Source organism: Halomonas sp. AOP25-F1-15 (assembly GCF_052378675.1).
Classification (GTDB): Bacteria; Pseudomonadota; Gammaproteobacteria; order Pseudomonadales; family Halomonadaceae; genus Vreelandella; species Vreelandella casei.
This window is the reverse complement of record NZ_JBQSXV010000003.1, coordinates 323,873-343,996: the sequence shown is the minus strand read 5'-3', so window position 1 is coordinate 343,996 and position 20,124 is coordinate 323,873. Positions and strand designations below refer to the sequence as shown.

The window sequence follows — 20,124 nt, the reverse complement described above, 5'->3', positions numbered from 1 at the left end:
CCCACTCCCCCTCTGACAATAACAGGATCTGTATCGACCATGCTGCGCTCCCGAACCTTTGCATTGTTTTCGCCACTGCTACTGCTGAACCCACTGCCCGATGTCTATGCACAACAGACCCAGGCACAACAGGTCTACGAACAGCAGGCCAACGAGACCGCGCCAAAAACACTGATCGTCACCTCAGATCGGCTCACTGACGTGGCTCCGCGGAGCTATCGTGCCCAGCGCTCAAGCCTTGCCAGCAAACAGCCGGTGTCGTTTTTAGAAGAGGCCCGCGCCGTGGAGACCGTCACCGCCCAGGTGATGGCCGACCATGACATCGACAGCTTGGACGAAGCAATGGCGATGGTTGCAGGGGTGACCGCAGGCAATAACATGGGGGGCACCGAGGATGGCTATATTAAACGCGGCTTCGGCAGCAACAGCGATGGTTCGATTCTGATCGATGGCATTCGCCAACCGCGCGGCACCTTCTCAATGGCAACGGTGGATCATGTCGAAGTACTCAAGGGGCCTGCCTCGCTATTTCAAGGCCAGCAGGATCCTGGCGGGGTGATCAACCTGGTCACCAAACGGCCTGAGTACGAGTGGCAGCGCGAAATCAGCGCCGAAGCCACCTCCTTGGGTGGCGGCAATGCCAGCGTGGATGTCACCGGGCCAATTGCCGATACCGGCCTGGCCTTCCGATTTATCGTCCATCATGAAGATGAAGACTCCGCGCGCGTTTTTGGTCATGATCGACGCACGATTATTGCCCCTTCGCTGCGCTGGGAAGGCCGCGAAAGTCGCGCACAAATCTCCTATGAGTATCGCGACTACGACTTGGATCTGGATCGCGGCACGGTGATGATTGATGGTGAACCCGCCAAGGTACCTAGTGAGCGCCGTTTCGACGAATCCTGGTCGCGGGTTTTCGGTCACGACGAAGCCGTCACCGCCTGGTGGGAACAGGATATTAACAACGACTGGTCAACACGGCTCACCTACGGCTGGAACCGCCGGCAGTACAGCGATGGCCAACCGCGAGTACTAAGCGTTAACGCGCAGAGCGGTGCATTAACACGTCGTGCAGATGCTAATGAAGGTTATGACCGCCGCGTACAGTACACCGCCTGGGATACTACCGGCACCGCCACGCTGGCAGGCATGCGCCACGACCTTACCGTAGGAATTGACCACGAACGTCGCCGCGACTATCTGGCCGAGGTGTATCGCGGCTCGTCGGTGACTGATCAAAACATTTACGCTATGAGCTACGGCGGCCTGACGCTGGATAGCGATAGCCTTAACACCTCGCGCAGCAACCGCTTGGATGAGGTTAATACGACCGGCGTTTATCTCAATGATCGCTGGCACTTCAACGACCGCTGGACGCTGGGGCTAGGCGGGCGCTATACACACTACGAGCAGTTTTCCGGCCGTGGGCAGGACTTCATCACCGAGACGGATACCAGCGACGATATTTTCCTGCCATCAATCAGTCTGCTGCATCGCCTGACCCCGGAGACGTCCGTTTATGCCAGCTACAGCGAAGCGTTTGTGCCCAATGGGGCCGACAGCGATACCGGACAGGCGCTGGATCCTGAACACAGTATGGGCAGCGAAATCGGTGTGAAGCATCTATGGAACGACCAGTTCTCGTTGGCCGTTGCGCTGTTCGATATCCGCAAGGAGAATGTTGCCGTCTCAGACAACGGTGTGACCCGCACGGTAGGCGAAGCGGGTTCACGGGGGGGGGAGCTAACGGTTTCCGGCCAGTTGACTGATCAGCTTTCACTACTAGGCGCTTATGCCTATACCGACACCGAAGTACTTAAAGACACCGAAGATACCCAGGGCAACCGGCTGACCAACGCCGCACGCCATACCGCCACCCTCTACTTGGCACACGATTTAACAACCGCGCCTGGCCTGGGCAACTGGCGCTTAGGTGGTGGGGTTCGCTATGTGGGTGAGCGCGAAGGCGATGCTGACAACAGTTTCCAGTTAGACGACTACACCGTCGCTGACGCGTTTATCGGCTGGGACACCCCTTGGCTGGGCGACACCCTTCACCTGCAGCTCAATGCCAAGAATCTGTTCGACACCACTTACTACCCTTCAAGCGGTGGCAACACACGGGTCGTGGTCGGCGATCCCCTAGAGGTCAGCCTACAGGCGTCGGTTAGGTTTTGACGCCCAGGTAAGTAACGACTGACTTGGCACTATGATTGCCTATACATTAAGGTTTAACGCTGTATACAGTTCGCGGTAACAGCTGATATGACGTGTTAGCCGTTGTGCCTTCCCATTTTCAAGGAGCTCGCTATGTCTCGCCCTCTGACTACGCCTCTCAATATTCTCGTTATCGGCGCGGGCATTGGCGGGCTGAGCACCGCTCTCGCTTTCCAGCGGCAAGGGTATCAGGTCACGGTGGTTGAACGCGTAGCAACGATGCGTCCAGTAGGCGCGGCGCTCTCGATATGGTCTAACGGCGTGAAAGTCATGCATCAACTGGGCCTTGGTAACGCCATTGAAGGCTTAAGTGGCAACATCACCCAGATGCGCTATCTGACGCATGACGGTCAACCCTTAACCGATTTTAGCCTGGTGCCGCTATTTGAAGAGATCGAGCAGCGTGCATGCCCTATTTCTCGCGCCGCCCTACAACAAATGTTGCTAGACGCGGTAGGCACCGAGCATGTGCAGTTTGGCCGCCGCTGTCATGATTACACGCTGACGCACGACGGTGTTTCTGCGCATTTTGACGATGGCGAAAGCCTGCACGCAGACTTATTAGTCGTCGCGGAAGGTACTCATTCAAAGCTGCGCGGTAAGGTCGTGGGTCACCCCGTTGAGCGCCAATACGTGGGTTATGTGAACTGGAATGTACGCGTGCCTGCCGATGATGCCTTGGCACCGCAGAGTCACTGGGATCAGTATGTCGGCGACGCGAAGCGTGTCTCGTTTATGCCCATGGGCAACGGGGGCAATGCCGAAGGCGCGCAGGAATTTTATTGTTTTCTTGATGTACCGCTCCCCGCTGGCACCACCAACGACCCCAGCCACTATCGCGATGAATTACGCGCACACTTTGCAGGCTGGGCTGCGCCGGTGCAGGCACTTATCGAACGCTTCGACCCTGCGCGCATGGCGCGTGTGGAAATCTACGATATTCCTCCGCTTGATTCACTGACCGCACCGCGTGTTGCCCTTCTAGGTGATGCTGCTCATGGCATGGCACCCGACCTTGGCCAAGGCGGCTGCCAAGCGATGGAAGACGCCTGGGTGCTGGCTCAAGTCGTGCAGCGCGCACTTGAAGAACATACCGACACCTCATCTGCCATTGCCAGCGCCTTGACGCAGTACGACGCGCAACGCGTTAGCCGAGTGGGAGAGATCGTCCAGCGCGCCCGTAAGCGCGCGGAGATGATTCATGGGCACGACGCCGCCCAAACGCAAGCCTGGTACGACGAACTCAAGCGTGAGGATGGTCAAGCCATTATTAAAGGATTGAAGACAACGGTTACCAGCGGGCCACTGGGCTAGTGAAATGTTAACGTTCCATAGGTGCGGGCTTGCCATCAGCGCTTAGATAGATACCGGTCGTCTGACTAACCGGCTTTATCCTCTTAGGAGATATACCCATGCCACTTTCCACTTGGCTGCTGTTTGTTGCCATGGCGCTGGTCAGCATTGCGAGCCCTGGGCCCGCTTTTTTAGTCGCGGTGCGTAATGGCATGGCCGGTGGAACAAAGCGCGTGGCGCTTTCCTCGCTGGGCAATATTATGGGATTGCTAATACTGGCGAGCGCCGCGGTATTGGGGTTAGGCGTGATATTAAATGCCTCAGAAACGCTGTTTAGCCTGCTGAAATTTGGCGGCGCCGCTTACTTGATATACTTAGGCATTCGCCAGTGGCGTAGCAAACGCTCACTGGCAGTACCGTCCACCGCTGCCAAGCCCATTCCTCACTGGCGCATTTTCAGTGAAGGCCTGCTGGTCGCCATGAGCAACCCAAAAGCAATCCTGTTTTTTACTGCTCTGTTTCCTCAGTTTTTGGATACACAGCGCGCGCTGCTTCCGCAATTTTCTATGATGGTAGGCACCTTTATGGTGCTTTCATTCGCCACCTTAATGGCCTACGGCGGGCTCGCGAAACATCTCACTCGCTGGCTGAGCAACACACGCCGAGCAAAGTGGGTCAATCGCATCATGGGCAGTGCTTTTATCGGTTTAGGCGTAGCGATTTTGCGTATGCGACAGCCCATCTAATCGCTGGCCAATACTCATACCGTCAGCCCAATACCTCTTAAAGTCATCGTAGTCACTGACTGCACGGCTTTTTCAAACTGCAGGTCGTCTAGCGGTTTATCATCATTGAGCATTAAAGCTAAAACCCCTTACTAACGCCTTTAGGCATTGCTGGCTGGGGGCGTTCGCACGGTAAGAAACATCCCCCACCCGGCCCACCTATAAAGATATTCTCTTTCCAGACAACCTGACCGCGCAATAACGTTGTTATAGGTTTACCTGTGAGGGTCATACCTGAATAAGGCGTGTAATCAACATTGTGATGTAGCCTATCGTTGGTAATCGTCCACTCAAGAGTAGGGTCCCATATCACGATATCGGCATCAGACCCAACGGCAAGTGTTCCTTTACGAGGATAAAGACCGTATATCCGAGCCGGATTAGTGGATGTTAATGCGACAAATTTGGTGATGTCGATTCGGCCTTTTAAAACGCCTTCTGAAAACAGAAGAGGGAGCCTAGTCTCAACACCTGGAATACCATTTGGAATGTGCTTAAACGACTTGCCTTCAGCCGACTTTTTACCTTCCGCATCCTCATAACGGAACGGCGCATGGTCTGAAGAAAAAATTTGAAAGACTCCGTTTTCAAGTGCCTCCCAAACAGCCTCTTGACTTCGCGCATCACGGGGAGGAGGACTACAGACACACTTTGCGCCCTCAAATCCATCCAACTTCAAGTCGTCAGCTGTTAGGAACAGATATTGAGGACACGTTTCAGCATAAATCCTTAAACCTCGCCCTTGCGCCCAACGTATCTGTTCAATCGGCTCCTGCCCTGACACATGTACAATAAGAACAGGGGTATCGACTAATTCGGCAAACGAAATTGCGCGATGGGTTGCTTCTCTTTCTACCACGGGCGGGCGAGAGGTTGCATGGAAGCGCGGTGCGGTTTGACCGGCGGCTTCAAGCGCATCACTTAACCAAGCAATGCAGTCAGCATTCTCAGCGTGGATCATTGTCATCGCACCTTCTTGCCTTGCGACAGCCAATGTCTCTAAGATCTCCCGGTCATTTAGCTTGAGATCGTCGTAGGTCATGTAGATTTTAAAAGACGTGTATCCTTCCTCGATCAGAGAAGGTAACTCCTCTTTTAAGACTAGGGGCGTGGCATCAGAAACAATCAGATGGAAAGCGTAATCAACACAGGCATTACCATCTGCCCGGCGATGATAATCTTCTACCGTCGCTCTTAACGTATCGCCTTTTTGCTGCGCAGCGAACGGAATAACCGTTGTGGTGCCGCCACAGGCTGCTGATCGAGTGCCCGTTTCGAAATCATCAGCCATTTGGATGCCTGGCCCCGATGGCTGATCGAAATGACAGTGAGCATCGACACCACCTGGCAAAACGTAATGCCCTGACGCCTCTATCTCTTCCTTACCGGCACCTAGCGACTCTCCTAATGCAACAATCCTCCCATCGCGAATGCCGATATCACATATAGTCGTATCGGAAGCGGTGACAACAGTGCCGTTACGGATGACTAAATCGTAACCCTTCATACAGACGTCTCACCCTTGGCTGAAAGATACGCTAACCAGCCACCCCGATTGGTAATATCTACAACGCCATCAACGTTAATATCCTCTTCACGCATTATCATGCTCAAAGAGCCGCTTCCATCTTCCAGTTCGATAATACTCAGCTCTAACTCGGAAGGTTCGTTGGGAAGCAATGACTCGCGAAGCTGAGCATAAGTGACTTCATAGACTTCACCAGGGATGGACTTACCGCCCTGTTCTACAGGCCATAGCCCAGGGAATTCATCACGCACGGAGTAAAAACGATACTTCGCGGCAGTATTAACGGCGCCCAAAAACTTAGCCTCCTTTAAAGCAAAATTGATACTTCCGCCAGACATCGCCTGACCGTTAACAAACATAAGCACCGTTCTAGATTGTTCGCTCATAAAGCCTCCTATCCGTTTAATGTCGATGGCGCTCATTGATAATGAGATAACCACCTGCTAAGGCAACAATGCCTGCTCCGATGAACGTGTCACGGGTGGGATAGTCACCGAAAAACCAGTAGCCAATGAGCGTTGCCCAAATAAGCTGTGAATATAAAAAGGGAGATACCAGTGAAGCCGAGGCCGAACGCATTGCCTCGATCAGCGCAAAATGACTGAGCGCACCGAGTAATCCGATCAAAATAAACAGTGGGATATCCTGCGCTTGCACGGGCACCCAGAAAAAGGGAACCACCAACGTGCTGACAACGCCCCCTGCGGCGGCTGTATAAAGGAGCGAGGTAAGCGAGGAGTCCTGCGCGGCAAAGTATCGCGTTGCCAGTTGATAAAGCGCAAAGCACACCGCCATCCCTACCGGCAATAAAAGCTCGACGTTAAAGTCACCCACATCAGGCTGAACAGCAATCAGAACGCCTGAAAACCCACAGAGAACTGCCAATATACGTTTAGCACCAACACGTTCATTTAAAAGCGGTATAGCAAGTAGCGTAACGATAAGCGGCGAGCTGAAGTTGACAACATAGACCTGCGTGAGAGGTAACGCACGAACCGATAAGTACGCAAATATTGTGGCTCCCAGCAGCAGCAAGCCCCGGCCAAATTGGCCCCAAGGTGCACGGCTTTCAAGCTCCCTACGATTAAGCCTACCCAAAATGATCAGTAGCAATATCAGGACAATCAAGTGAACGCTATAACGCGACCAGGCCAACTGCACAGAGGAGTAGTCATCGCCCAGATATTTGGCCAAAGAATCCATTGCTACAAAAAGTGCCGCAGCCACTAGCATACAGACAATGCCGCGCAACGGGCGCTGTGCAGGAAGTGTCAATGACGTCACGCCGCACCCTGCCCCTCAAAACGCGCGAGCGAAAACGGTGCCAGATTCCAGTCGCTCTTGCCGCGCGTTATCAAATCCGCGGTGATCTGTCCGACCAAAGGCCCAAGTGTGAAGCCGTTGGACGTCACCGCATTATAAAAACCGGGGCGGTGAGGTACTTCACCTAAAATAGGGGCGCCATCGATGTTGATATTGATGGCCGCCCAGGTACGCAGTACACGCAGTTGATTTAAAGCGGGCAACACATGCTGGGCGACCCAAAGATTACCCTCGATACTTTCCAGAAGCGGTCGCTGGTAGCCAAAGGGAATGCTCAGCCCGGCAGGCCAACCGCCACCAATAATCACGTTGCCGTTAGCCGCCTGCTTGAGGGTCAAATGACGATCGGCATGGGCAAGCAGTACATCAACAACTGGCTCTGCTGCTTCAGTCACGATCATCTGCAACGGTGCGGCGTGTACGGGCACGCTCACCCCTGCCAGCTTACCGATTTCGCCCGCCCATGCCCCAGCGGCGTTGACGACTTTACCTGCCCGGTATTGGCGGCCACTGCTGGTGGTTGCCTCCCACTTTCCGTTGGCATACTCCAGGCTCTGAACTGCCTCGCTGGTAAAAAAGCGCGCGCCGGCCTGTTGGGCGGCGCGTACCAAAGCGGGGGTCGCCAAAAGCGGATTTATTTTTCCCTCTTCACTGCACCACGCCCCACCGATGACCGCCTCTGAAATAGCGGGTAGCTTATGTTCGATATCGGCGCGGCCAATCATCTGGGTATCGATACCGAGCGAGCGTTCAAGCGCTGCTTTTCGTTCGAGAAAGCGCATCTGCTCTTCACTTTCAGCCACCATGATGCCGCCGCTGCGCTTGAATTCGATATCACTATCAAGCTCTTTGGCCAGCTGCTCCCAGAGCGATGCACTCGCTTGCTGAAGCGGTAAGGTACTGGCAGCGGGGCCACCGCCACTTTCGGCTTTTTTGCCAAAATCGAACGACAGCAGCTGGACGTGTAAGCTTCCCGCATTGCCACCCGACGCTTGGCCGTTGGGAAGCCCTCGATCCAATACCGCTACGTCAACGCCCTGCTTGGCGAGCGACATCGCGGTAGCACTGCCCGCAATGCCGGCGCCAATCACCAACACGTCGACCTCGATACTTGGTGGCGATGTAGTCGATTCGTTAATAACGCGCGCGGTAGGCATCGTCACCCGCCGGTGACCGGCCCACTCCCCTTTTTCAATAGCCAGCGCGCCAATCGCGATCGGTTTAATAGGATTTTGCGGTGCGGGCAAATCAAACTGGCTACCGGTTTTCTGGTCACTGGCGATGAGCATATTAACCGTGGCGGCGCAGTAGCGGCCCTGGCACCGCCCCATACCCGCTCGGGTTTGACGTTTGATAGAGGCCACATCGCTACATGGCTCGCGCCCGCTTACTATCTCTTTTGCGGTAATCCCTTCACAGCGGCATACAATCGTATCGTCGGTGATGCCCGCCAGCGGTTTGAGCGGAGAAGAAAACGCGCTCCAGAGCGCTTTTTGAAAGTGTTGGTGCTTTCGCTGTTGTGAAGACCAATGGGTAGTCGTGTCTTCTACGTTATACCCACAGTGCTTCGCAGCGGCGGCACCAGATAGCGCGCCTTGAGCCAAGGCTAACTGGGCACCACCAAACCCACCCGCCTCACCCGCAATGAAAACACCCTCGACATTGCAGCGACCATCGGGAAAGCGCTCGGCGGAGAGCACCTTGAGTGCGGATGACGTGTCGGATGCGTAATGATGCTCTACCCCCAGCAGTCGGCTGATTTCGGCTTGTGGCTGAAAACCATAACCCAAGCCTACCGCTTTTACCTTGATATGCAGCATCGGCTGTCCAAGCTCGCCCTCGGCGGTGACCGGGGCTAGTGTTACGCTATCGACGGCGTTGTCGCCTTCAATCGCTGCAATCGCATAGCCATCAAAGACAGGCACCTGAGCACGCTTGAGCGTAAACATGTATCCAAGCCCTTTACCAATGAGCGATGGAGCATGACGCGTCGCTTTACCGGTCTGGGCAAGCGCGGTCAACGAGGTTAATTTTGCGCTTTCTACAACCCCCGCCACCTCAACGCCCGCCTCGACCAGTTCGGCCGCAACCTGCAAATTAAGCGGGCCGTTACCCGCGATCAGCACTGGGCCCGGTGGTGCCGTGCGGTAAGAGCGCAGCAGGGTTTGTAGTCCACCTGTCGTCATTACGCCCGGGAGTGTCCAGCCTGGTACGGGATAAGGAAGCTCAGTTGCTCCAGTCGCGATAATAACGGCCTTTGGCTCGACTATTAGCGCTTTGCCATCACGCTCGATGCCAATACGAAACTGATCGTGCTCTTCACGAAACACACCCCATACCAGGGTGTTGCGCCACTGCTTGATATCAGCCGCCGCCAGTTCATCAATCAGCGTCCGTCCCGCTTGCATCTGCTTATCGGGCGCTTTGCCGTCTTTAGTTGAATAGGCTGATGAAAGCTGCTTGAAATATTGCCCACCCAGACTGGCACGTTCGTCGACCAGCAGTACGCTCGCTCCCGCTTTTCGGGCTGAAAGGGCGGCCTGTAAACCGGCGGGCCCACCGCCCACAACCAGCACCTCTACCGCCACGACTTCAAGCGACTCTTTAGGGTCGCTTTGATGACGGCTAGCATCGGCATCAAATGCCGTTTTATAAGGGTGATGCTTAACTGATTGCCCATGCTGAACAGGCGTCATACATGCGCGTACACCGGAACGCTCATCCACTGTTACCAGGCACTCAAAGCATGCCCCCATGCCACAGTAATGGCCATGCGTTCCACCCAGACGACCTTCGCGCTGAGACAGATGGCCCGCACCCACGAGCGCGGCGCCCAGGGTTTGGCCTTCCACGGCACTGACCTTTTTGCCCTCGTAAGTAAAGGTTATCTCTTTAGCGTTTTTAGAGATCCTGCGTCCCAGCGCGTCCATTTGAGCCCCTTACTTCAGCGAAAGCTTGCGAACGATCTCATCGGCCCACGCCTTGTCTTCAGGAGGCGAGGGAAGGCGCGGAGCACGTGGATGGCCAACGCTCTTACCCATCGATTCAAGCAGCGCTTTGGTGCCAGAGACGTAGCGATGGCCAAACACGAAATCGATGACGGGCAGAATGTTGTGATACACGGACCTGGCGCGGTCCAAATCCTTCTCAACGACCGCGGCCGTGTATAGGTCAGCGAACTCAGCGGGCATAACGTTGGAGCCGACCGCCACCCAGCCGATCGCACCTTCCACATAGGATTCGAATCCCAGCACCCCACCAAACACGCCTATCTTGTCCCCGCAGAGTCTAATGATGTCTCGAACGCGGGTGATCTCAAGCGTTGACTCCTTGATGTAAGCCACGTGTTCAATATCGGCAAGCCTTGCCACTGTCTCGGGCAACATGTCGACGTTGGCCGCATTGGGGTTGTTATAAATCATGATCGGTATCGAAACGGCATCCGATACCTGCTTGTAATGGTGATAAAGCTCGTCTTCGGTCGGGCAACTGTAATAAGGCGGAATAATCATCAGCCCGTCTGCGCCCAGTTGCTCGGCCTCTCGGCTATAACGTACAACGTCGTTGGTATTTTCAGCTCCGGCACCTATCAATACAGGAACACGCCCCGCCGCTTGATCGATGACGGTTTTGGCCACCAGTCGGCGCTCATCGTCGGTCATCGAAAGAAATTCACCAGTACTTCCCAGAGGGATCAGGCCGTGAATGCCCTGCTCGATCTGCCAGTCGATAAACGTGCGCAATCTTTCGACGTCAACCTTCAGATCTTTATCAAAAGGCGTAATAAGAACACTATAAGTACCAGCAAACTGGGACATTTAAATCTCCGACTCAACGTTAACGATTTCTAAAAAAATCGGGTAAAGCGGTAACGACATAAGGGACGTAAGTCGCCAGCACCAGTACGGCTAGCATAAAACTCAAAGGCAAGATGATCTTGGCCGCCACGCGCATGATGGGGCGCTGGGCAATACTGCTGGCGACAAACAGGGTGATGCCGTAGGGCGGTGTAATCATCCCGATAGAAAGATTGATGATAATCACTACGCCCAAGTGGAGCGGGTCGATCCCATAGCTTTGCGCCACGGGCATCAAGACAGGTACCAGGATCAAGATGGCCGCAATGCTCTCCATAAACATGCCGACAAAAATCAGTCCGACATTGAGTAGAGCCAGAAATACCCAGGGGTTGTCGGATAAGGACTGAAGAAATCCGACCAGCAACTGAGGCACGCCCTCTCTAGCCACTAACCATGAGAAAATATTGGCCACGGCAATGATCATCATCACGGAGGCCGAAATACTTGCCGCCCGCAGTATGAGATGCGGCAGGTCACGAAGTTTGAGTTCTCTATAGATAAAGAGCCCCACCAGCAGCCCGGTCGCAACGGCGACCGAGGCGGCTTCGGTCGGAGTGAAAACGCCGCCGACAATACCGCCGATAATGATGATGGGCATCAAAAAGGCCGGGATGGCCTTTAAAGCGGTCGCGCCCAGTTCACGCAAGGAGAAAGGCTGTATCTGACTATACACACCGCCGTGACGGCGGGCATGAAAGTACCCCGCCAGCAATAGACCCAGCGCCATTAAAAACCCTGGGACGATACCCGCGATAAACATATCGCCTACCGAGATGTTACCCACTGAGGCCAGCACGATCATCATTATGGAGGGAGGAATAATAGGTCCTAGAGAGCCCGCCGCGGCCATCAGGCCCGCGGCAAAATCGATATCGTAACGACGCCGTCTCATCTCGGGCAGCATCAAGGAGGCAGTGGCTGCCGTATCGGCGGAGCCTGAGCCAGATACCGCGGCAAGACCGGTACCCGACACCACCGACACCAGTAGCAGCGACCCTCGAATCCAGCCGACCAGCGCGGTGGCAAAATCGATCATGCGTCGCGCGATACCGCCGCGCTCCATCAAAAGCCCCGACAGAACGAAAAACGGGATGGCCATGATGGTAAAGCTATCCAGGCCCGCGAACAGACGTTGGGAAATGATGCTGTTGGGAATCCCTTCGCCCATTAGCACGACACTCGCCGAGACCCCCATGGTAAACACGATGGGAGCGCCAGCAATTAAAAGAAGTACAAATAACACCATGACCATTATCATAATGTGGCTTCCTCTTTATTATTGTCAGCGCACTCTTTAGCGAAAACTTTCTTTAAATAGGCAATACAGAATTCGAGGAAGAAATAGCCAAGCCCTACCGGCAAGGAGAGATAAGGTATCCACATGGGAATACCTAACGCCGGCGAGGTTTGCATTTGGCCGATTTGCAATAACCGCTGGCTACCGAGAATAGCCAGCCATAAAAACCAGCTGCCAAAAAGCAAAATAAGCAGGGCGGTAATTCGCTTTAAAGTATCGGGGAGGACTTCATAAAGAATATCGACGCCAATATGCAGCTTTTCACGCATGGCAATACCGGCAGCGAGGAAGATAACCCATATCTGAGCAAAGGTAGCCGTCTCTGCCGCCCCCGCCACGGAAAAACCGAAGACATACCGTCCTGCTACTAGCGTCAGGATTGCTACAACCATATAGCTGAACAAAACAACGACACATACAGCAATCAAGAATCTGATACCCTGCAGCACTCGCTCGGCTACTTGCACAATAGGGGCCATAACTCCTCCTGAAGTAGCAGGGCTATCCATGATGATCATGAATAGCCCCGGCTATTTAACGCAGCTGTTCGATAAGGTCCAGGAGCTCTTGCTTCTGATCCGTATCAACGAATTCGCTATAAACCGCCTGAGATCTTACGCGGAAGGGTTCAAGATCGGGCTGGGTAAACTCGACACCGGCACTTAAAAGCTCTTCACGAATGCGCGTATCCATTTCGGCATACACCTGGCGCTCGTACTCTGCAGACTCAGCACCCGCCACTATTAGTGCCTGCTGTACGTTGTCAGGCAGGCTCGAAAGCCGCTGCTCGGACATGATCAGATCCGCGACCAATGTGGTCCAGCTCACTTCAGCAAGGTAGGGCGCCACTTCATAAAATCGCTGCGCCTGGTAGTTGGTAAAGGCAGCTTCAGCACCATCCACCACGCCGGATTCCAACGCTGCGTAAAGCTCGCTGTAGGCAAGCGGCGTCGCGTTGGCACCAAACTCGTTAAAAGCGGCTACGTGAGCCGGAATCTGCATGGTTCTAATACTTTGGCGTTCTAGGTCTTCGATGCTGTTGACCGGCTCCTTGGTCACGATATGCCGAATACCCGCCTCATAAAAACCCAGTAGCTGAAAGCCGCTCTCCTGCATGGATCCGGCCAGGCGTTCACCAACCTCACCGTCCATGACGCGATACATGTGCTGACGATCATTGAATAGAAAAGGCAGATCGAAAATCGACAGCTCAGAAACGAAGTTGGTCAAGACACCGTTGGTGGGAACGGCAATATCCAGAGTGCCCAGCAGCACACCTTCGATCATTTCCCGCTCATTACCCAACTGATTATTAGGAAAGATTTGTACAGTAACTTCACCGTTTGTTTCGCGCTCGACAACTTCAGCAAACTTCTCCAAGCCTTTTTGATAAGGCTCACTTAAATTGGCCGAGTGCCCAGCTCTCAGTACTAAGCTTTCAGCCCAAGAAAACGTGGAATAAACAGAGGCAAGTGCAACAATCCCAACAGCTATAGATTTTTTCATAATTATTTCTCTTAGACGTTGACAGCTTATTTGTAGACCACTGGTATACCACATGTCAACTCATAAAATAGATTATTATTATAATATCCTTGCGCTTCAAAAAGGTGATAGATAAAACAAATTGCACAAAGACTGTGCATCCGCATAACGATTTAAAAGATCCCCCACCATATAGACTTTAGCATAAGACATAGAGATGTTTTTAATACTCAATTTACAACCAGTATGCACCAGATCAGCGCTTGCAATGCTAAGTTATATTAGAGAGCTTCAAAAATATTTTTCTTCGTCTCACGTAAATGATCGAGCATGGCTATACGCGCCTTGTCAGAATCACCTTCTACGATGGCGTTAATAATCGCTAGATGTGCGTCATATCCGGGAAAAGATTTAGCGGGCAGAGTCTGGTTTTCAAATATCTGCGTCGTTTTTCTTAGCTCAGAAATAATTTTAAGCAGCACCTCATTGCCTGTTGCCTGTGCTATCCCCATATGAAGCGTCTGATCAAACTGCCACTGTTGCTTGAGGCCAACCTGGGTTGATTTTCTTATAGCATCAAGCTTTTCAGCCCAATCACTAATAATTTTTGTGTGGGACTTTGCTGCCGCCATTGCAGCTGCTTCAGGCTCTAACAACTCTCGAACTTGTAATGCAGCAACATATTCATCAATCGCTATTTTTTTGACGCCAATAGTTCTGGAGTTCAAGCGAATTAACCATCCTTCAGCTTCTAAGCGTCGCAGCGCCTCTCTGACAGGCGTTCGTGACATATCAAGAACATCCGCAAGCCGACGCTCTTGAACGATATCGCCACCGGACATTTCGCGAGCCAGAATCATTCGCATGATCGCCTCATAAGCAACGCTAGAGAGGCCGCCATAATCAGCTTGCTCGTAAGAAACACCATTATTCACTGCTAACATATATGTTGAATCTCTCTATTTAAAAGACCGTCTGGATACTGCTAAGAAGGCATTGTAACGAGAATTTCTGCGTTCAACCTACATTGAAAGTCTATTTCCACCATAAGCACAGTCAATAAGACTTATAACTAAGATAATGGGAGTCATATTGCAAACTGCATTACCGTTCTTGATTAGCCACCACGCCGCATCCAGCCCTCATAGAACAATCTGACTTAGGTCATGTCGAGGAGCAATTGAGCACTGCTCATACCGTCAGCCCAATACCTCTTAAAGTCATCGTAGTCACTGACTGCACGGCTTTTTCAAACTGCAGGTCGTCTAGCGGTTTGTCGTCATTGAGCAAGTAGATTTGGTAGTCGAAGTCGGCGTAGTGTTGGGTGGACGCCCAGATCATATAAAGTAGATAGGAAGGCTCAACAGGGTGGATCTGGCCTGATGCGACCCACTCGCTAATTTTCGACTCTTTGAGTTTAGCCCATTCGTAAAGATTGTCGCGCAGGCGCTCTTTTAGGATCGGTGCGCCCTGCATGACTTCGGCCGCCCACACTTTAGAGCCGTGGGCGCGATTGCGGGAGTGGGTCATTTTGGCGCGAATGTAAGTGGACAGCACCACGCGAGGGTCATCGTAGAGTTCAAAGCAAAGCGCGTCCTGCTTCCATATTTCCAGCAGCTCTAGCAATACCTCTTGGTAAAGCGCTTTTTTAGTGGCGAAGTAGTAGTGCACGTTGGACTTGGGAAGTTCAGCCAGCTGTGCAATTTCTCCCATGGAGGCGCCGGCATAGCCTTTTTCCGCGAACAGTTGCTCCGCGGCCTGGAGAATCTTCTTAACGTTGGTCTGGCGAATTTCGTCCTGGGTTCTTGCCACGCTGCACTCGTCCCTTACGTCGAAGATAGGCACAAAAAAGCACCGCCGGAGAGCGGCGGTGCTGAGAAGATCTCCTATTTACGCTATAACGTCAACTCTGATTGGCGGGGAATGAGAACTCCGCTTGCGTCGCTTCGCTAACGGAAGGCCAGCGTTGAGAAACAGCTTTTCGACGCGTGTAGAAACGCACCGAATCAGGTCCATAGGCGTGAAGATCACCAAATAGCGAGCGCTTCCAACCACCAAAGCTGTGGTAAGCGACCGGTACAGGCAGCGGGACGTTAACACCGACCATGCCCACCTCAATACCGTCGGTAAAGCGTCGGGCGGCTTCACCGTCGCGGGTAAACAGGCAGGTACCGTTGCCGTATTCATGGTCATTAATTAGCTGCATGGCATCATCTAGGCTACCGACCCGCATGACACAAAGCACTGGCCCGAAGATCTCTTCCTGATAAATACGCATATCAGCCGTGACATTATCGAACAGGCAGCCGCCAACGAAATATCCCTGCTCGTGGCCTGACACCGTGAGGTCACGACCATCGGCTACCAGCGTTGCGCCTGATTTTACGCCATCTTCAATGAAGCCCAGTACTTTGTCGCGGTGCTCTGCGGTCACTAGCGGGCCCATATCCAGCCCTTTCTGAGTGCCGGGGCCAATTTTTAGCTGCGCGATTTTCGGCAGCATGGTTTCAACCAAACGATTAGCCGTTTCATCACCAACGCATACGGCAACTGAGATCGCCATGCAGCGCTCGCCGCAGCTACCGTAAGCCGCACCCATTAGAGTATTAGCGGCGTTTTCCAAATCGGCATCGGGCAACACTACGGCATGATTTTTCGCACCGCCCAGCGCTTGAACGCGTTTACCAGCGGCCGCACCACGGGTGTAGATCGCCTCAGCCACCGGCGTCGAACCCACAAACGAAATAGCCTTCACGGCCTTGGCATCCAACAGCGTTTCCACCGCTTCGCGACCACCGTGAATCACGCTCATCACGCCTTTCGGTAGCCCGGCTTCTTGAAGCAGCTCAGCCACGGCCATTGAGGAAGAGGGGTCTTTTTCCGACGGTTTGAGAATGAAACAGTTGCCACAGGCAATTGCCATCGGATACATCCATAGCGGCACCATAGCCGGGAAGTTAAACGGGGTAATACCTGCAACGACGCCCAGCGGTTGGAAATTAGACCACGCATCAATGCCAGGCCCTGCGTTGTGGGAATACTCACCTTTTAGCAGTTCAGGCACGCCGCAGGCGTACTCAACGTTTTCAATGCCACGTTTGAGCTCACCCATAGCGTCTTCTGGCGTTTTGCCATGCTCTTCGCTGACCAGCTGCACGATGCGGTCAGCGTGCTCTTCGAGCAGTTGCTTAAAGCGGTACATAACTTGCGCGCGCTTGGCCGGTGGCGTATCTCGCCAGGCGGGAAACGCTGCCTGAGCGGCATCAATGGCCTTTTCAACATCGGCCGCAGAGGCATCAGACACTTGGCGAATGACAGCTCCCGTTGAAGGATTGGTAACGTCCAGCGTGCGCTGGCCCTTCACTAACTCACCGTTGATCAGGTGGGAAATAACACTCATTTTTATACTCCGAAACCGGTTTTATCAAAAAATAGGCTATGCCAATGAATCAAGGGTGGTCGCAACGGCGTCGAACAGGCGCTCTAGCTCGGCATCGGTGGTGCCAAAGGGAGGGCCAAATTGCAGCGTATCGCCGCCATAACGTACGTAAAAGCCTGCTTTCCAAAGTGCCATATGTGCATCGCGTGGTCGAATCGTTGGGTCGCCGTCACGAGGCGTTAACTGGATCGCGCCCGCTAAGCCGTAATTGCGGATATCCACGACGTGGTTGCGGCCCTTGAGAGCATGCAACTTCTCTTCGAAGCGCGGCGCAATGGCGCTAACCTGGGCGGGGAAATTTTCGCGCTCCATTAACTCAAGCGCCGCCAGCCCTGCTGCACAGGCCACCGGGTGAGCGCTGTAGGTATAGCCATGCGTAAACTCAACGGCATGCTGGGGCCCACCAATGTGCATAAAGGTGTCAAAAATCTCGCGTGATGCAATCACTGCGCCCATGGGTACGGCGCCATTAGTGATCTGCTTGGCCACGTTCATGATATCTGGCGTCACGCCAAACGCCTGGGCACCGGTGGTCGCACCGCTACGCCCAAAGGCGGTAATCACTTCGTCAAAAATCAGCAGAATATCGTTAGCGGTGCAGATTTCGCGCAAACGATCCAAGTAGCCTTTGGGTGGCACAATCACACCCGCCGAGCCAGACATTGGCTCAACAATCACAGCCGCAATCGTCGAGGCGTCGTGTAGGGCTATTTGATCAAGCAGCGCATCGGCAAGCTCAGCCCCCGTTTCTGCCTGGCCACGGGTATAGGCGTGGCCCGCTTGAAGCGTGTGCGGTAGATGCGTGACATCCATCAACTGGCCGTAATGCTTACGATTGCCACCGATACCGCCAAGGCTTGTGCCACCGACATTGACGCCGTGATAGCCCTTCGCTCGGCCAATCAGGCGCGTTTTCTCAGGCTTACCTTTAAGCCGCCAATAGGCTTTGGCCATCTTGACCGAGGTATCGGCCGCCTCGGAGCCTGAGTTGGTAAAAAATACGTGATCAAGCCCGGTAGGCATAAGGCTGGCGACTTTTTCCGCTAACTTAAACGCCAGCGGATGGCCAAGCTGAAAGCCTGGGGCAAAGTCGAGAGTGCCTAGCTGTGCCGCGACGGCTTTTTGGATTTCTTCACGATTGTGGCCTGCGCCGCAGGTCCATAGCCCTGACAGCGAATCGAATAATTTGCGGCCCTGGTCATCAATGTAATAGCGCCCTTCCGCCCCCGTGATCATGCGTGGGTTAGCGTGAAAATCACGATTAGCGCTGAACGGCATCCAGAAATGCTGATTAAGCGCACTGTTTGAGGCGCCCTGCTCTGACGGGAGTTCTGAAGAAAGTTCTGAAGAATGCTCTGATGTTTGCGGTGTCGTTTTGCTTTTTATTCCAAACATGGTGTCCAGCTCCATCGCGTTAAGACGTTGCATCAGGATGCGCCACTGAACATGTTTATAAAATTACGCTTTCCTGTTGTTCACGTTAGGGAATCTATACGTAACATGGCTTTTTTATCTCTACTCTAATAATGAGCCAAACAATAAACCGGGGAGTCGCCAGCTTTATCCGTGCTCAATAAAAGGAAGTCATATGAATTCGCTTGCTGAACCGAAAACTGCTATAGCCGATCTGCGCACCGACAGTAACCGTCTCTGGGAAGCGCTGATGGAAATGGCCAAGCTAGGTGCCACACCTAAAGGCGGCGTGAACCGTCAAGCGCTTACCGATCTTGAACGCCAAGGGCGCGATCTATTTATCCAGTGGTGCAGAGCTGAAGGCTGTACTATTCGTATTGATAATATCGGCAATATCTTCGCACGCCGAGAAGGCAGCGACCCCAGCGCCAAAACCGTTATGGCGGGAAGCCATTTAGATAGCCAGCCTACCGGAGGCAAATACGACGGCTGTTTTGGGGTACTGTCAGGCCTTGAAGTAATCCGCACGCTCAACGAACACAAAATAGTGACGCAATCGGCCATCGAAATTGTCGCCTGGACGAACGAAGAAGGCTGCCGCTTCCCCCCCTGCATGATGGGTTCTGGCATTTTTACCGGCGTGCTTGAATTTGACACCATGATGGCGCGCATCGACGCTGATGGCGTGACGGTTAGCGATGCTTTGGACGCCATTCACTATCGTGGCAGCGACGAGGTGTCACCAAGCGAGATCAAAGCCTACTTTGAACCGCACATTGAGCAAGGGCCAATTCTCGAAGATACCGACACCACCATTGGCGTGGTTATCGGCGGACTTGGTCAGAAGTGGTTTGATTTAACCCTCACCGGGCTTGAGGCCCACGCAGGCCCAACCCCCATGCACCTTCGTCGGGATGCCATGATGGGCGCAGCGGAAGTTACTCAAGCGCTCAACCGTATCGCCAATGAACACCAACCCCACGGTCGTGGCACGGTAGGCTGTATGACGCTGCACCCAGGTTCACGCAACGTGATTCCAGGACAGGTAAAAATGACGTTGGATATGCGCCACTGGGAGCCCGAGGCTCTAATCGAAATGGCCCAATCATTGGCTGCTGCCGTTGAAGAAATTTGCCAACGTCACGGGCTGTCGTACGAGCTAACACCTACCGCGGATTTTGCACCTGAGCACTTCAATAAAGTGTGCGTTGACACCGTGCGTCATGCAGCTGAAAAGCTTAAGTTCTCGCATATGGATATCATCAGCGGCGCAGGGCACGACGCAATGTTTGTCGGCCGAGTTGCTCCCGCTGCAATGATCTTTATTCCCTGCAAGGATGGCATTAGCCACAACGAGATTGAGAGTGCAACGCCGGAACATGTTCACGAGGGCTGTAACGTGCTGCTGCAGGCAATGCTAGAGGCGGCAGGCACTGCTTAAGCAGCATCAAGCTACCGCATGAAAAGCACCTCATGCGGTAGCA

General features: G+C 53.5%; 16 protein-coding genes. 4 read left to right on the top strand and 12 right to left on the bottom strand.

Features of this window, described 5'->3' with window-relative positions:
* The first annotated feature begins 39 nt into the window (after window positions 1-39).
* From ACT3TF_RS07490 to ACT3TF_RS07480, 3 genes are all read left to right on the top strand, one after another.
* On the top strand, window positions 40-2,178 hold the full coding sequence (locus ACT3TF_RS07490) for a TonB-dependent siderophore receptor (protein WP_444671926.1): 2,139 nt from the start codon (window positions 40-42) through the stop codon (window positions 2,176-2,178).
* A gap of 132 nt (window positions 2,179-2,310) precedes the next feature.
* Window positions 2,311-3,531 (top strand): FAD-dependent urate hydroxylase HpxO, encoded by a 1,221-nt coding sequence (hpxO, locus tag ACT3TF_RS07485; RefSeq protein ID WP_444671925.1) that lies wholly within the window; start codon window positions 2,311-2,313, stop codon window positions 3,529-3,531.
* A gap of 98 nt (window positions 3,532-3,629) precedes the next feature.
* Entirely contained in the window at window positions 3,630-4,256 is a 627-nt protein-coding gene (locus tag ACT3TF_RS07480; protein ID WP_444671924.1) for a LysE family translocator, read from the top strand.
* A gap of 118 nt (window positions 4,257-4,374) precedes the next feature.
* Here ACT3TF_RS07480 and hydA read toward each other — a convergent pair whose 3' ends face one another.
* The 12 genes from hydA to ACT3TF_RS07420 all read right to left on the bottom strand — a co-directional run bounded on the left by hydA (window position 4,375) and on the right by ACT3TF_RS07420 (window position 18,622).
* Window positions 4,375-5,802 (bottom strand): dihydropyrimidinase, encoded by a 1,428-nt coding sequence (gene hydA / locus ACT3TF_RS07475; protein ID WP_444671923.1) that lies wholly within the window; start codon window positions 5,800-5,802, stop codon window positions 4,375-4,377.
* Window positions 5,799-6,209, bottom strand: a complete 411-nt coding sequence (locus tag ACT3TF_RS07470) for an allophanate hydrolase-related protein (RefSeq protein ID WP_444671922.1) — start codon at window positions 6,207-6,209, stop codon at window positions 5,799-5,801. The genes hydA and ACT3TF_RS07470 overlap by 4 nt, the downstream gene beginning before the upstream one ends.
* 16 nt (window positions 6,210-6,225) lie before the next feature.
* Complete coding sequence (locus ACT3TF_RS07465; RefSeq protein WP_444671921.1) at window positions 6,226-7,107, bottom strand: DMT family transporter; 882 nt, start codon at window positions 7,105-7,107, stop codon at window positions 6,226-6,228.
* A complete protein-coding gene (locus ACT3TF_RS07460) occupies window positions 7,104-10,076 on the bottom strand; it encodes an FAD-dependent oxidoreductase (protein ID WP_444671920.1) in 2,973 nt (990 codons plus the stop codon). Before ACT3TF_RS07460 ends, ACT3TF_RS07465 begins: the two co-directional genes overlap by 4 nt.
* A gap of 9 nt (window positions 10,077-10,085) precedes the next feature.
* Window positions 10,086-10,964: a 4-hydroxy-tetrahydrodipicolinate synthase gene (dapA, locus tag ACT3TF_RS07455; RefSeq protein WP_444671919.1), complete on the bottom strand. Its 879-nt coding sequence runs from the start codon at window positions 10,962-10,964 to the stop codon at window positions 10,086-10,088.
* A gap of 19 nt (window positions 10,965-10,983) precedes the next feature.
* Window positions 10,984-12,264, bottom strand: a complete 1,281-nt coding sequence (locus ACT3TF_RS07450; protein ID WP_444671918.1) for a TRAP transporter large permease — start codon at window positions 12,262-12,264, stop codon at window positions 10,984-10,986.
* Window positions 12,261-12,821 (bottom strand): TRAP transporter small permease, encoded by a 561-nt coding sequence (locus ACT3TF_RS07445; RefSeq protein ID WP_444671917.1) that lies wholly within the window; start codon window positions 12,819-12,821, stop codon window positions 12,261-12,263. Before ACT3TF_RS07445 ends, ACT3TF_RS07450 begins: the two co-directional genes overlap by 4 nt.
* 16 nt (window positions 12,822-12,837) lie before the next feature.
* On the bottom strand, window positions 12,838-13,809 hold the full coding sequence (locus ACT3TF_RS07440; RefSeq protein WP_444671916.1) for a TRAP transporter substrate-binding protein: 972 nt from the start codon (window positions 13,807-13,809) through the stop codon (window positions 12,838-12,840).
* Between the two features lie 260 nt (window positions 13,810-14,069).
* Window positions 14,070-14,732, bottom strand: a complete 663-nt coding sequence (locus ACT3TF_RS07435; protein ID WP_444671915.1) for a GntR family transcriptional regulator — start codon at window positions 14,730-14,732, stop codon at window positions 14,070-14,072.
* Between the two features lie 247 nt (window positions 14,733-14,979).
* Window positions 14,980-15,600 carry a TetR/AcrR family transcriptional regulator gene (locus ACT3TF_RS07430; RefSeq protein ID WP_096277623.1) on the bottom strand — a complete coding sequence of 207 codons (621 nt, stop codon included), beginning with the start codon at window positions 15,598-15,600 and terminating at the stop codon, window positions 14,980-14,982.
* Between the two features lie 91 nt (window positions 15,601-15,691).
* Complete coding sequence (locus tag ACT3TF_RS07425) at window positions 15,692-17,188, bottom strand: CoA-acylating methylmalonate-semialdehyde dehydrogenase (protein ID WP_444671914.1); 1,497 nt, start codon at window positions 17,186-17,188, stop codon at window positions 15,692-15,694.
* 36 nt (window positions 17,189-17,224) lie between these two features.
* Window positions 17,225-18,622, bottom strand: coding sequence for an aspartate aminotransferase family protein (locus ACT3TF_RS07420; protein ID WP_444672026.1), 1,398 nt, complete (start codon window positions 18,620-18,622; stop codon window positions 17,225-17,227).
* 193 nt (window positions 18,623-18,815) lie between these two features.
* Between ACT3TF_RS07420 and ACT3TF_RS07415 the strand changes: the two genes are divergently transcribed.
* Window positions 18,816-20,081: a Zn-dependent hydrolase gene (locus ACT3TF_RS07415; RefSeq protein ID WP_444671913.1), complete on the top strand. Its 1,266-nt coding sequence runs from the start codon at window positions 18,816-18,818 to the stop codon at window positions 20,079-20,081.
* Window positions 20,082-20,124: the final 43 nt, after the last annotated feature.